Source organism: Streptomyces sp. ADI95-17 (assembly GCF_003846175.1).
GTDB classification, from domain to species: domain Bacteria; phylum Actinomycetota; class Actinomycetes; order Streptomycetales; family Streptomycetaceae; genus Streptomyces; species Streptomyces sanglieri.
Map to the genome: position 1 here is coordinate 222,633 of NZ_ML123045.1, position 13,663 is coordinate 236,295.

A 13,663-nucleotide genomic window follows, 5' to 3' on the forward strand; every position below is an offset into this window, starting at 1 on the left:
CGCCTGCTCTATCCACTGAGCTACGGGGGCCGGGTGTTGGCCTCGGCGGCCTGGTGCCCTGGGGCCGGGCCGGTCGGTGACCTGCCGGGACAAGGATAGGGCTCCGATCGCCTCGTCCTGGTTGCTTCACCTGCGTGGCACGATGTGGAGGTTCGGTGAAGCGAACCGATAATCGCAGGTGGGTGGGATTCGTGCACCGCTTTTGACGCCTCGCGCCCCGGGTGTTGTGCACTCGTTATGCCTGCGCCCCACTCATCCCCTCTGTCCCGACTTCATCCCTGGGAGAGAACCGGCGCGCAGAGGTGGCTATACGCTTCAAAAAGGCGCCAAAATTGGGCATTCTTCGCATGTGGTGACCTTGGACGTACGGCCTCAGCTCATCGACGCACTCTCCGCCCTGCGCGACCGTGTCGCTGCCGTGCGTCTTCCACTCCCGCTCCCGGGGGCCGAGCGCGCCCGGCAGACCCGGAGCGAGCTGCTCGCCCAGCTCGACGACTATCTGCTTCCCCGGCTCAGGGATCCCGAAGCGCCGCTGCTCGCGGTCATCGGCGGGTCGACCGGGGCGGGGAAGTCGACACTGGTCAATTCGCTGGTGGGGCGGCCGGTCAGCGAGGCCGGGGTGCTGCGGCCGACCACCCGGACACCCGTGCTCGTCTGCCATCCGGACGATCACCACTGGTTCGCGGGGGCACGCGTACTGCCGCGGCTGACCAGGGTCTGGCTGCCGCCGGAGGAGTCCGGGGAGCCCGGCCGGTGCGACGACCTCGACGGGCTCGGCGGACTCGACGGGGACGAGGAGGACGGGATCTCGCTGCGGGTCGAGACCTCGCCGGGGCTGCCGCGCGGGCTCGCGCTGCTCGACGCGCCCGACATCGACTCGCTCGTGGTGCGCAACCGGAGGCTGGCCGCCGAGCTGATCTGCGCCGCGGACGTATGGGTGATGGTGACCACGGCCTCCCGGTACGCGGACGCGGTGCCCTGGCATCTGCTGCGTACCGCCAAGCAGTACGACGCGTCGCTCGTCACCGTCCTCGACCGGGTGCCGCACCAGGTGATCGCCGAAGTGTCCCGGCAGTACGGGGCGCTGCTCACGCGGGCCGGGCTCGGCGAGGTGCCGCGCTTCACCATTCCCGAACTGCCCGAATCGGCCGGTGGCGGCAGCGGGCTGCTGCCCACGACCGCCGTCGCCCCGCTGCGGGCCTGGCTCTGCCACCGAGCCCAGGACCCGGCGGCCCGCCAGCAGGCGGTCGGACGTACGGCGGCCGGGGTCATCGACTCGCTGGACGTACGGATGCCCGAGCTGGCCGGGGCCGTCGCGGCCCAGTACGCGGCCGCCGTGCGGCTGACCGGTGTGGTCGAGGACGCGTACCGGGCGGAGGGCGCCCGGGTCCGGCGCAGGCTCCGCAACGGCGGCGTGCTCGCCGGGGACGCCCGGACCAGGTGGCGCGGCTACCCGCAGTACAGCACCTCGGGGGAACTCCTCGAAGCGCTGGTCGAAAGCCTCGCCGCACTCCTGCAGTGCGCCGTGGCCGCCGCCGACGAACAGATCCGCACGACCTGGCAGCGCGAACCCGCGGCCCGGGAGTTCGGCTTCGAGGACGTCGGCCGGGAAGCCGGGGGATGGGGGCCCGCCGAGGACATCCGGGGCCGGATCACCATGGCCGTACGGCGGTGGTGGCGGGTCCTGGAGGAGCTGGCGGAGGAAGAGGTGCGCCGGCTGGAACGCAATGCCGCACCCGATACCGAGACCGTGGCGGCGCTGCTGGCCGCCGCACTGCTCGGGGGCCGCCGCACCCGCGGCGCCGGGGAGCAGCTCGCCGAACGGATCGGCGCCCAGGGCGCGCTGCGGCTGCGCGACAAGGGCGGGGTACTGCTCACCGAATGCCTCGACCGGGTGCTGAACGGCGAGCGCGACCGGCGGCTCGCACCGCTCGACGCGCTCGACGTGGCCCCGGAGCCGCAGGCCGAACTGATCGCCGCGCTGTCCGTACTGCAGAAGGAGAGGTGGCAGCGATGACTGCCGTCACTGACGAGGGGACCGGCCCGGCCGGGAGCCCCGCTTCCCACGAGGACCAGGACGCGGACGGGGTGGTCCTGGTGCCGGAGACCGGGCGGGTGCCGGAGCCGGGCCGGGTGCCGGAGCCGGGCCGGGACTGGAACGACGGGCTCATCGCCCGGCGGGCGGTGGCCAAGGCGGTGGATCCCGAGCCCGAGACCGCCCGGGACGACGACGTACGGCCGCCCCAGGTCGAGGCCTATGTGCCCTCCGGCGGCCCGCTCCGGCCGCGGCTCGACGCGCTGCGCGAACTCGTCGGGCTGTCCCGGGCCCGGCTCGACGGGGACACCCTCGCCGAGGCGGGACGGGTGCTCGACGAGGCGGCGGCCCGGCAGCGGCTCTCCTCCCGGCACACCGTCGTCGCCATCGCCGGGGCCACCGGCAGCGGAAAGTCGATGCTCTTCAACACCCTCGCGGGCGCCCAGATCTCCGAAACCGGACTGCGCAGGCCGACCACCGCCGCCCCCATCGCCTGCTCCTGGACCGACGGCGCCGCCGGACTGCTCGACCGGCTCGCCATTCCGGGGCGGCTCAGGCGCAGGCCGCAGCAGGGCGGCGCGGACACCGACGAGGCCCTCCAGGGACTCGTACTCGTCGACCTGCCAGACCACGACTCGGCGGCGACCGAACACCGGGAACAGGTCGACCGGGTACTGGCGCTGGTCGACGCCGTGATCTGGGTCGTCGACCCGGAGAAGTACGCGGACGCGGCCCTGCACGAGCGCTATCTGCGGCCGCTCGCCGGGCACGCCGAGATCACCTTCGTCGTCCTCAACCAGATCGACCGGCTGCCCGGCGACGCCGCCGACCAGATCCTCGACGACCTGCGCCGGCTGCTCGACGAGGACGGCATGGCACTGGGCGAACACGGCGAACCGGGCGCCACCGTCATGTCCCTGTCCGCGCTCACCGGCGAGGGCGTCGGCGAACTGCGCGAGGTGCTCGGCCGGTTCGTCCAGGAACGGACCGCGGCGGCGCGCAGGCTCTCCGCGGACGTGGACGCCGCCGCGGCCAGGCTCCGCCCGGTGTACGTGGCCGAGGGGCGGCCCGGCCTCGGCGAACAGACCCGCGAGGAGTTCACCGACCGGCTGGCGGAGGCCGTCGGGGCGGCCGCGGCGGGCCAGGCGGCCGAGCGCGAGTGGCGCAGGAACGCCGGACGGGCGTGCGGCACGCCGTGGCTGCGGCTGTGGCGCTGGTACGAGTCGGCCCGGCGGCCCGGAAGCCTGGAGCGCCCGGCGCAGCCCGAGCCCCCGGAGGAGGAGCTCACCGCCCGGCAGCGCGTCGAGCAGGCGGTACGGACGTTGGCGGACGAGGCCGCCGACGGGCTGCCGGGCCCCTGGGCCCAGGCGGTCCGCGAGGCGGCGGTGCACGGCGCGGACGGGCTGCCGGAGGCGCTGGACGCGCTGGTGGAACGGGCCGGCGCGGAGCACACCTCGGGCGGTCCGGCGGTGGTGTCGACGGGCGTGGCCGGGGCCTCCGGGGTGGCGCACAGCGGCCGGGTGGGCGGGAAGCCGCCGCGGCCGAAGTGGTGGCCCGCCGCGGTGCTGGCGCAGGCCGCGATGACGCTGCTGCAGATCTTCGGCGGGCTCTGGCTGGTCGGGCAGATCGTCGGCGTGCTCGAACCGGGCTATCTCACGCCCGCGATGGTGATGCTGACCGGGGTCGTCGGCGGGCCCCTCGTGGAGTGGTCGTGCGCGGCGGCGGCGCGTGGGCCGGCGCGACGGTACGGGCAGGAGGCCGATCGGCAGTTGCGCGAGGCGGCGGCGGCCTGCGGGCGGGCCCGGGTGCTCGATCCCGTGGCCGCGGAGCTGGTGCGGTACCGCGAGGTGCGCGAGAGGTACGCGGCGGTGACGGAGATTTCCACAACCGGCGGGTAGTCCACAGGCCCCGGCAGGATTTCCGCCTTCCCTTCAACCTGGGATCAGTGACCGCGCGGACGCGATCTCTGTTCCGAAGGCCGAAGGGGAGGCGGAGTCATGAACGACACCTTGGTGACACTGGTGGGCAACGCGGCTACGGGCGTGGAGTTCCGGGAGACCGCGACCGGTGGAATGGCGCGATTCCGTTTCGCGGTGACGCCGCGCCGCTGGGACCGCGAGAAACAGCTCTGGACGGACGGGCACACCAGCTTTTACACGGTGTGGGCCTGGCGGACTCTGGCATTGAATCTGTCCGGTTCCGTTTCCGTCGGGGAACCACTGGTCGTGCACGGCAGGCTGAAAGTGCGCGAGGAGGAACGGGAGGGGCAGCGCAGGACGTTCGTGGACATCGAGGCGGTGGCGGTGGGCCACGATCTGACACGGGGGACGGCCGCGTTCCGGCGGGTGCTGAGGGGCGAGCCCGCGCTGACGGCCCGGGCGGGCAGCGCGGAGAGGTCGGGTGCATCGGCACGACCGGAGGGGTTCACCGGCCCGGACGGCCCGGACGGCCCGGACGTCCTGGGTGATCCGGGCGATTCAGGGAAACCGTACGGTTCCGCAACCAAGCGTCCGACAGACCGTCAGAAGGCTGGAAAGAAACTCGCATCGGTGCCGTGACGGACCGGGAGCGAGTTCCGGAAGCGAGTTCGGGGAGCGGGTCGAGGGGAGACCGGGGCGGCCGGAACCGGACCGGCGGGGGGCCGGAAACGGGCTGGGCAGGCGAACGTGAGTGATACCGGCGATAACGATTCCGATTCGGAATGGTTGTACGACGGTATGACGGGGGACTGTTCATCGCTTCGTCCTTAGGATTCCCAGTACTCACGGGGCACTTGAGTCGACTGGCGGGGCAGTCCCCACACGCGCATCAGGCGCGGAGGGTCCCGCCCGGAGGGGAATTCTGTGTTTTCTGCTTCTTCAGCGACCGCTTCGTCGTCCTCGGTGACGACGGCCAATTCTCCACGGCGGCGCGGCATAGCCCGGCTGGCCGCATCGGTGGTGGCATCGGGTCTGGTCATGGCAGGCGCCCTCGTCGGCGCGGGCGGCGCGGTCGCCGACGAGGCGCCGCAGCACCAGGGCGGCGCGGCCGCGGTGCTGGACGGGTTGAAGACCTTCGACCGTGCCGTGCTGCACACCGACGGCCGGGACCAGCAGTTGCCCGCCGGCCTCTTCGAGATGACCGTCGACGGCGGCGGCCAGCTCAAGACGTACTGCATCGACATCCACAACCCCACCCAGGACCAGGCGAAGTACCTGGAGACCCCCTGGAACCAGACCTCGCTCGGCGCCAACAAGAACGCCGGCAAGATCCGCTGGATCCTGGAGCACTCCTACCCGCAGGTCGACGACCTCGCGGCGCTCGCCAAGGAGGCCGGCACCGGCCCGCTCACCGAGAAGACCGCGGCGGCGGGCACCCAGGTCGCCATCTGGCGCTACTCGGACAACGTCGACGTCGAGGCCACCGACGGCCAGGCCGAGAAGCTCGCGGACTGGCTGGAGCACAGCGCCGTCGACCAGGCCGAGCCGAAGGCGTCCCTCGCGCTGGACCCGGCCGCGGTCTCCGGCAAGTCCGGTGAGCGGCTCGGCCCGGTCACCGTCCGCACCAACGCCGGCCAGGTCTCCGTGACCCCGCCGGCCGACGCCGCCAGCGGAGTCAAGGTCACCGACAAGGCCGGCAAGCCCGTCACCGCCGCCGCCAACGGCGCCGAGCTCTACTTCGACGTGCCCGAGGGCACCGCCGACGGCTCCGCCTCGCTGACGGTCCAGGCCACCACCTCGGTGCCGGTCGGCCGGGCGTTCGCCGGTGTCACCAAGAGCCAGACCATGATCCTGGCGGGCTCCAGCGAGACCACGGTCTCCGCGACCGCCACCGGCACCTGGGCGAAGAAGGGCGCGATCCCGGCCGTCACGGCCAAGAAGAACTGCGCCAAGGGCGGCGTCGACGTCACCGCCGCCAACACGGGCGACGAGGCCTTCACCTTCGAGCTGGCCGGTGCGAAGCACACCATCGAGGCCGGCAAGTCCGAGACGGTCACCGTCCCGGTCGCCGAGGACCAGGCGTACGACTTCACGATCACCGGCCCGGGCGGCTTCACCAAGACGTTCAAGGGCGTCCTGGACTGCAAGACCAGCGGCAGCGCCACCGGCGGCACCGACACCCAGACCGGCGGCGACAAGCCGGCCCCGGCCACCTCCGGCGGCAGCACCTCCGGCGGCTCGGGCGACCTCGCCGAGACCGGTGGCTCCAGCGCCACCCCGGTCATCGCGGGCGTCGCGATCGCCCTCGTCGTGGTCGGCGGCGGCGCGGTCTTCCTCCTCCGCAAGCGCAAGGCCCAGCCCTCCGCGCAGTAACCCCGCACCACCCCTCCGCGTACTGACCGCGGAGTGACGTACGACGGGCGGACGGTCACGTCCACCCGATGACGGCCCCGGCACGCAGACGCGTACCGGGGCCGTCGCATGCCCGGGGCGGGGCCGGTGGAACACCGTGCCACGGACCCTGCTCCGGATCACCGGACACGGCCGCAAGGCCGTTCAGCTCTGGTTCAACTGCCGGAAAATAGAAGGCGGTTGAGGTGCGTCCTGGGTGACCATGGTCCTGGAGGCGGGCCACCGAACCTGGGGGGCCGGCCCGCCCTGCGCGCATCGCCACGGCGATGCCGGATGACGAGGGATGTCCGAGTGAACCTTCGAAGAACCATCACCGTCCTGTCCGGTGCGGCCCTGTCGGTCGTCATGCTGGTGACGCCGGTCGGCGCTCAGCCGGCGCAGACCGTCGGAGCCTCGACCACCTACCAGATCAACGCACGGCACGACGGCAGCCTCGTCGACACCGCCGTGGGCGCGCCGCCGCTCAGCCGGAAGTGGTCCCGAGACCTGGGCGGGAACATCTCCTACCCCATCGTGGCCGGCGGGCGCGTCTTCGTCACCGCCACCTCGCCGGACGAGCGCGGCACCGTTCTCCACGCCATCGACGCGGCCACGGGCGAGAACGCCTGGGGGCCCGTCGACCTCGGCGACTCCTCCTGGTGGTCCGCGCTCGCCTACGGGGGCGGCCGGCTCTACGCCCAGAAATACGACGGCGTGCTGACCGCGTTCAACCCGGTCACCGGGGCGAAGATCTGGACCGTCGCGCTGCCCGGGCAGTACTCCTTCACCTCCCCGCCCACCTTCGCCGGCGGCGTGGTGTACACGGGTGGCGCGGGTTCGGGCGGCACCTTGTACGCGGTGAACGCGGCGGACGGCACCGTGCTCTGGACCCAGCCCGTCGCGAACGGGGACAGCAGCTCGCCCGCCGTCACGGCCAACGGGGTCTACGTCTCCTACGCCTGCGAGCAGACGTACGCCTTCGACCCCAAGTCGGGCAACCCGGTCTGGCACCACGAGACGGACTGCTCCGGCGGCGGGGGCCGCACCCCCGTCCTCGCCGACGGCGGTGTCTGGGTCCGCGACGACGCCGGGATGACCCCCTCGGTCCTCAACGCCAGCGACGGGCAGGTCCGCGGCACCTACGAGGTCTCGGGGCGGCCGCCCGCCCCGGCCTTCGACGGCCGCCAGGGCTACTTCGTCGACGACGGTGTCCTCCAGGAGCGGCACAGCCGCACCCTGGCCACCCGCTGGAAGTTCGAGGGCGACGGCCAGATCAGCACGGCACCGATCGTCGTCAACGGCTACGTCTACGTCGGCTCCCGGACCGGCCGGCTGTGGGCGCTCAACGGCGCCACCGGTCAGTCCGTCTGGACCACCGACGTCGGCGCGCCGATCAAAGGCCCCGACGAGCACAACGCGTCCCCGCCGCTGACCGGCCTCGGCGCGGGCGGCGGACTCGTGGTTGTCCCGGCCACCCACCTGCTGGTCGCCTACGGACAGTGAGCAACGGGTGTGGTCGCCGGTCCCGGCGACCACACCCCGGCCCGGCCGCAGGCGGCCCGTCGGTGATCGACAGCGACGACCGGTGACCGGTCGGCTACCGACGGGGGCCGACCGGCCGCCGTCGGGGACGGCGAAGGGGCAGGTCGCGGGTTCCGGGTGATACGGGTTTCCATCCTGGGATGGACGTCAGGCAAGATGGGGTGTATCTGCCCACACATCGATTGCCGGACGGTTTCTCTTGGCTGAGTACATCTACACGATGCGCAAGACGCGCAAGGCGCACGGCGACAAGGTGATCCTTGACGACGTCACGCTGAGCTTCCTGCCCGGAGCGAAGATCGGTGTGGTGGGCCCCAACGGCGCCGGTAAGTCCACGGTGCTGAAGATCATGGCGGGCCTGGAGCAGCCCTCCAACGGCGACGCGTTCCTGTCGCCCGGTTTCAGTGTCGGCATCCTCATGCAGGAGCCGCACCTCGACGAGACCAAGACCGTTCTGGAGAACGTCCAGGACGGCGCCGCCGAGGTCATGGGCAAGCTCAAGCGCTTCAACGAGGTCGCCGAGCTCATGGCGACCGACTACTCCGACGCGCTCATGGACGAGATGGGCAAGCTCCAGGAGGACCTGGACCACGCCAACGCCTGGGACCTGGACGCGCAGCTGGAGCAGGCCATGGACGCGCTGGGCTGCCCGCCCGGCGACTGGCCGGTCGTCAACCTCTCCGGTGGTGAGAAGCGCCGCGTCGCGCTCTGCAAGCTGCTGATCGAGGCCCCCGACCTGCTGCTCCTCGACGAGCCCACCAACCACCTCGACGCCGAGTCGGTCAACTGGCTGGAGCAGCACCTCTCGAAGTACGCCGGCGCCGTCGTCGCCGTCACGCACGACCGGTACTTCCTGAACAACGTCGCCGAGTGGATCCTCGAACTCGACCGCGGCCGCGCCATCCCCTACGAGGGCAACTACTCCACGTACCTCGACAAGAAGGCCGCCCGCCTCAAGGTCGAGGGCCGCAAGGACGAGAAGCGCGCCAAGCGGCTCAAGGAAGAGCTGGAGTGGGTCCGCTCCAACGCCAAGGGCCGGCAGACCAAGTCCAAGGCCCGTCTCGCCCGTTACGAGGAGATGGCGGCCGAGGCGGACAAGATGCGGAAGCTGGACTTCGAGGAGATCCAGATCCCGCCGGGCCCGCGGCTCGGTTCCGTCGTCGTCGAGGTCGAGAACCTCTCGAAGGCCTTCGGCGACAAGGTCCTCATCGACGACCTGTCGTTCACGCTGCCGCGCAACGGCATCGTCGGCGTCATCGGTCCGAACGGCGCGGGCAAGACCACGCTGTTCAAGATGATCCAGGGCCTGGAGACCCCCGACAGCGGCTCGGTCAAGATCGGTGACACGGTCAAGATCTCCTACGTCGACCAGTCCCGCGCCAACATCGACCCGAAGAAGACCCTCTGGGCCGTCGTCTCGGACGAGCTGGACTACATCAACGTCGGCCAGGTCGAGATGCCCTCGCGGGCGTACGTCTCCGCGTTCGGCTTCAAGGGCCCGGACCAGCAGAAGCCGGCCGGGGTCCTCTCCGGTGGTGAGCGCAACCGCCTCAACCTGGCGCTGACGCTCAAGGAGGGCGGCAACCTGCTGCTCCTCGACGAGCCCACCAACGACCTCGACGTCGAGACCCTGTCCTCGCTGGAGAACGCGCTCCTGGAGTTCCCGGGCGCCGCAGTGGTCATCTCCCACGACCGCTGGTTCCTGGACCGCGTCGCCACGCACATCCTGGCGTACGAGGGTGACTCCAAGTGGTACTGGTTCGAGGGCAACTTCGAGTCGTACGAGAAGAACAAGGTCGAGCGGCTCGGCGCGGACGCGGCCCGTCCGCACCGTGCCACGTACAAGAAGCTCACGCGAGGCTGATCGTCTTGGCTCGTCACATCTACAACTGCCCGCTGCGCTGGTCGGACATGGACGCCTTCGGCCATGTGAACAACGTGGTCTTCCTCCGCTACCTGGAGGAGGCGCGGATCGACTTCATGTTCCGGCTGGCGCCGGGGGACGGTTCGCCGTCCTTCGCGGGCGGCTCCGTCGTGGCCCGGCACGAGATCGACTACGTACGGCCGCTGGTCCACCGGCACGAGCCGGTGACCGTCGAGTCGTGGGTCACGAAGATCGGTGCCGCGTCGCTGACGATCGCGTACGAGATCAAGGACCCGGACCAGGTGTACGTCCGGGCCTCGACCGTCGTCGTGCCGTACGACCTGGCCGAGGAGCGGCCCCGGCGGATCTCCGCCGAGGAGAAGCTCTTCCTCCAGCAGTACCTGGCCGAGGAGCCCGCCGCAGCATGACGGTGCCCGTACGGTCGCTGGAGTTCGCCGACACGAGGGAGGCCGCGGATCTCGCGGCCTTCCTCGGCCGGCTGCTCCACTACGACCGGGCCGCCGCGGTGCGGATGCAGGCGGGCGGCGGTGCGCTGGCCGTGTTCGGCAGGCCGCCGTCGTTCGAGGTCCTGGCGATCCGGACGGCGCGGCTGGCCGGACCGGACGACGGCTTCGACGTCACCGTGTCCGCCGGTGAACTCCTCGAATCCCTCGGGGAGTCCACCGAAGCCGGTGCGATCCCGGCACCCGTCACCGGACCGCCCTGGACGGGCGTCCTCCCGCCGCGCGGCGGCTGGCGGGAACAGCCCGGCCTGCCGGGGCCGATGGCCCTGCGCGGCGCCGTGGCCGCCGCCGTGGCCGAATTCCGGGCCCGCGACGAGGAGTTGCCCGAGGAACGCCGTACGCGGGCGGAGCGGGATCTGATCGGCCGCGAGATCTGGTCGCGGACGGTCGGCGACACCCCGCTCCCGCTGCGCGCCGTGCACGCGGCCCAGTCGCTGGGATTCCTCCGCCCGGTACCGGACTTCCCCGTCGCCCTGCTCGCGGCCGGGTCCTGGCTGCGGCTGCGCACCCCGTTCGGTGCCATCGCCCTGCGCGGCCCGGGCAGCGGGCTCGGCACGCTCGCGGTGACGGTGGGCGCGGGCTGAGCGGCCGGCCCGACGCCCTGCCCCGTCCCGGACGGACCGCCCCGGCCTAACCGGTCAGGGCTCTGTCCACCAGCCGGAGTGCGGCCAGGTCCTGGGCGTCCTGTGCCGGGTCGCCCATCCGCAGGGTGAACGTGGCGCTGGTCGCGGCCCGCGCGCCGTCCGGCGTCACCCCGCTCTCGGAGACGATCCCCAGATGGGTTCCGCCGTGGAACCAGATCCCGCCACTGCTCCCCGCCACCGGGCGCCAGGCGATGCCCAGGCCGTAGCGGACCCCGGGCGCCGCACTCCAGTCCTCGGCGACGACCGTCTCCTTCATCGCGGCCAGCTGGGCCGGGCGCAGCAGCCGGCCGCTCATCAGGGCGCGCAGGAAGACGGCGTGGTCGTGGGTGGTGCTGATGACGGAGCCGTCCGCCCCGCCACCGGAGGCCAGCGTCGTGTCGGTCGGCCGGGCGCAGCCGGGGAACCAGGTGTGCGCGGTGGCCGTGGGCTCGGGCACGTACGGGGAGGTTCCCGGTGTGATGGTGTGGCGCAGGCCCAGGGGTTCGATGATCCGGTCGTGGATCTCCTGCGCCCAGGGGTTGCCGGTCACCTGCTCGATGATCTGGCCCGCCACCACGTAGTTGGTGTTGGAGTAGCCCCAGCGCCGTTCCCGGGCGGGGTGTTCGGCGTTCGGTACCCACAGGGGCGGCCGGCTCAGCGCCGCCTTCAGCTGGTCCTCGGGGGCCGTGGTGCGGAAACGCGATCGGCGGTAGCCGTCCGGGGTGAACGCGTCGGCCGAGTCCGGTGAGACGGCGAGATAGTCGTTCAGCCCGCTGGTCTGGCGCAGCAGATTGGCGACCGTGATCCGGCGGCCGTCGTTGCCGTTGCCCCGCACGGCGCCGGGCAGCCACCGCTCGACGGTGTCCGTGAGCGCGAGCCGCCCCTCGCCGGCCAGTTGGAGGGCGAGCGTGGCCGTGAAGGTCTTGGTGTCGCTGCCGATCCGGTAGTAGGCGTCCCAGGGGAGCGGGTGGTGCGGGGCCCGCAGGTCGGCGGATCCGGCGCGGGCCGTCGTCCGGCCGTGGGCGCTCTGCACCTCGGCCAGTACGCCGGTGGCGCCGGTGGCCAGGATCGCGTCCACATCGCTCTGGAGCCGACCGCGGACCCCGGAGGCACGGTGGGGCGCGGTGGCCGCCGCCGCGGGGCCGGACGCTCCGGTGAGCAGGGCCGCTGCCGTGGCCGCCAGGCCCGTACGTCTGCTGATCACCGGTCCTCCCCGGTGCCGGGGCAGGTCAGGTCGGTGCCGGGCAGGGTGCCGTCGCGCAGGTAGTCGTTGACGGCCCCGTCGGCGCAGGGGACGGGGGTGAGGCCGTCGAGGCCGCGTCCGTACACCCCGTGCGAGCGGATGTCGGCCGTCACCAGCCGTGAACCGGTCAGCCGGTGATGCAGGGCCAATGCCCCTTCGTAGGGGACGTTGTTGTCGCGCCGGGCCTGGAGCATCAGCACGGGTACGTCGTTGCCGATCACCGTGGCGGGTTCACGCGATGTGCTCCTCCAGAACGCGCACGGGGCGATCATGCCGTTGACGAGCGGGCCGAAGACGGGCTGGGCGGTGCGGCTGCGCTCCATGTTCTTCCAGTAGGTCTCCGGGTTCTTCGGCCAGCCGCCGGCCGGCCAGCCCCGGTCGCCGCACATGAACAGGGACCCGCCCAGCATGCTGTCCGCCAGCTCGGGCGAGGCGAGCAGTTCGAGCATGGCGGCGAGCTCCGGGCCGGGCTCGACCGGCCGGCCGGCGGCGGCGTCGACCAGGTCGCGCACCGTGCCGGCGAGCGCCGGATCGTACTCCTCGTGCTGGATGAGCTGCCGCAGCACCAGCCGCAGCAACGGCGCGTCGAGCCGGATGCCGGAGACGGTGACCGGGCGCCGCTCCGCTCCGTCGAGCAGCCGCTGAACGTTCGACCGTACGCGGGAGGGTGTCCCGCCGAGCCGGTAGGTGCCGTCGTGCCGTGCGGCCCATCCGGCCCAGGCGTCCAGTGCCTCTTCGAGCGGCTTGCCCGCCCGCTGGAAGAGTTCGTACTGGGTGGCCGTCGGGTCGGTCGAGGAGTCGAGGACGACGCGGTCGGCGCGGCGGGGGAACATCTGGGTGTAGACGGCGCCCAGATCGGCGCCGTACGAGACGCCGTAGTACGAGAGCCTGCGCTCGCCCAGCGCCGCGCGGATCGCGTCCATGTCGCGGGCGACGTTCCTGGACGTGGCGTGCGGGAGGAGCCGGGCGTTGTCGCCGTGCTCCAGGCAGCGGCGTGCGGTGTCGCGGGCGGACCGTACCGACTGCTCGAAGTCCTGGCGGCGGGTCGTGGTCGGGCCGGGCGTGGGCGTCGGGGCGGCGGGGTCGCAGGCGATGGGGGTGGACTCGCCGAGGAAGCGGGGATCGAAGCCGATCAGGTCGTAGCGGCCCGCGACGTCCTTCAACGCGGGGCGCAGCCGGAGGGTGCTGTCCAGCCCGGGGCCGCCCGGGCCCCCCGGGTTGGACAGCAGGATGCCCCGCCGCTCGCCGTGCGCCGGGTCGGCCCTGATGCGGGAGACCGCGATCCGGATCGTCGGGCCGCCGGGGTCGGAGTGGTCGAGGGGGACGGTCACCTTCGTGCACTGCGCACCCGCCTCGTTCAGCTCCCACTGCTGCGGTGAGCAGGGGCCCCAGACGAGCCGCTGGTGGACGGGCGAGGCGGGGGTGGCGGGGGCGGCCGACGCGGGCACGCTGCCCGCGAGTAAGCAGGTCAGGCCCAGGCCGGCGGTGGCCAGTGAGGTGACGCGCATCGTGCTCCTCGGAT

The 13,663-nt window shown here is 72.4% G+C and carries 10 protein-coding genes; 8 read left to right on the forward strand and 2 right to left on the reverse strand.

Annotation, left to right across the window (positions count from 1 at the left end; all coding sequences use genetic code 11):
- Positions 1-358 precede the first annotated feature (358 nt).
- The 8 genes from EES42_RS09135 (at position 359) to EES42_RS09170 (ending at position 10,859) form a co-directional block, all read left to right on the forward strand.
- Positions 359-2,017 carry a dynamin family protein gene (locus EES42_RS09135; RefSeq protein WP_124718467.1) on the forward strand — a complete coding sequence of 553 codons (1,659 nt, stop codon included), beginning with the start codon at positions 359-361 and terminating at the stop codon, positions 2,015-2,017.
- On the forward strand, positions 2,005-3,933 hold the full coding sequence (locus tag EES42_RS09140; RefSeq protein ID WP_241196332.1) for a YfjP family GTPase: 1,929 nt from the start codon (positions 2,005-2,007) through the stop codon (positions 3,931-3,933). Before EES42_RS09135 ends, EES42_RS09140 begins: the two co-directional genes overlap by 13 nt.
- A gap of 99 nt (positions 3,934-4,032) precedes the next feature.
- Positions 4,033-4,593 (forward strand): single-stranded DNA-binding protein, encoded by a 561-nt coding sequence (locus EES42_RS09145; RefSeq protein WP_241196333.1) that lies wholly within the window; start codon positions 4,033-4,035, stop codon positions 4,591-4,593.
- Positions 4,594-4,878: 285 nt separating this feature from the next.
- Entirely contained in the window at positions 4,879-6,327 is a 1,449-nt protein-coding gene (locus tag EES42_RS09150; protein ID WP_206433421.1) for an LAETG motif-containing sortase-dependent surface protein, read from the forward strand.
- 330 nt (positions 6,328-6,657) lie between these two features.
- A complete protein-coding gene (locus tag EES42_RS09155; protein ID WP_241196334.1) occupies positions 6,658-7,848 on the forward strand; it encodes an outer membrane protein assembly factor BamB family protein in 1,191 nt (396 codons plus the stop codon).
- 238 nt (positions 7,849-8,086) lie between these two features.
- On the forward strand, positions 8,087-9,751 hold the full coding sequence (gene ettA, locus EES42_RS09160; RefSeq protein WP_124717646.1) for an energy-dependent translational throttle protein EttA: 1,665 nt from the start codon (positions 8,087-8,089) through the stop codon (positions 9,749-9,751).
- 5 nt (positions 9,752-9,756) lie between these two features.
- On the forward strand, positions 9,757-10,179 hold the full coding sequence (locus tag EES42_RS09165) for an acyl-CoA thioesterase (RefSeq protein ID WP_124717647.1): 423 nt from the start codon (positions 9,757-9,759) through the stop codon (positions 10,177-10,179).
- Complete coding sequence (locus tag EES42_RS09170) at positions 10,176-10,859, forward strand: hypothetical protein (RefSeq protein WP_124717648.1); 684 nt, start codon at positions 10,176-10,178, stop codon at positions 10,857-10,859. The genes EES42_RS09165 and EES42_RS09170 overlap by 4 nt, the downstream gene beginning before the upstream one ends.
- A 46-nt stretch (positions 10,860-10,905) precedes the next feature.
- On the opposite strand, the gene EES42_RS09175 is transcribed toward EES42_RS09170, so the two are convergent.
- Positions 10,906-12,102, reverse strand: a complete 1,197-nt coding sequence (locus EES42_RS09175; protein ID WP_124717649.1) for a serine hydrolase domain-containing protein — start codon at positions 12,100-12,102, stop codon at positions 10,906-10,908.
- Positions 12,099-13,649 carry an alpha/beta hydrolase gene (locus EES42_RS09180; RefSeq protein WP_124717650.1) on the reverse strand — a complete coding sequence of 517 codons (1,551 nt, stop codon included), beginning with the start codon at positions 13,647-13,649 and terminating at the stop codon, positions 12,099-12,101. Before EES42_RS09180 ends, EES42_RS09175 begins: the two co-directional genes overlap by 4 nt.
- Between the last annotated feature and the right edge of the window lie 14 nt (positions 13,650-13,663).

Excerpts from the sequence above, each read along its gene's own strand:
- EES42_RS09145 (WP_241196333.1), top strand. The coding sequence starts at position 4,033 with ATGAACGACACCTTGGTGACACTGGTGGGCAACGCGGCTACGGGCGTG.
- EES42_RS09170 (WP_124717648.1), top strand. The coding sequence starts at position 10,176 with ATGACGGTGCCCGTACGGTCGCTGGAGTTCGCCGACACGAGGGAGGCC.
- EES42_RS09180 (WP_124717650.1), bottom strand. The coding sequence starts at position 13,649 with ATGCGCGTCACCTCACTGGCCACCGCCGGCCTGGGCCTGACCTGCTTA.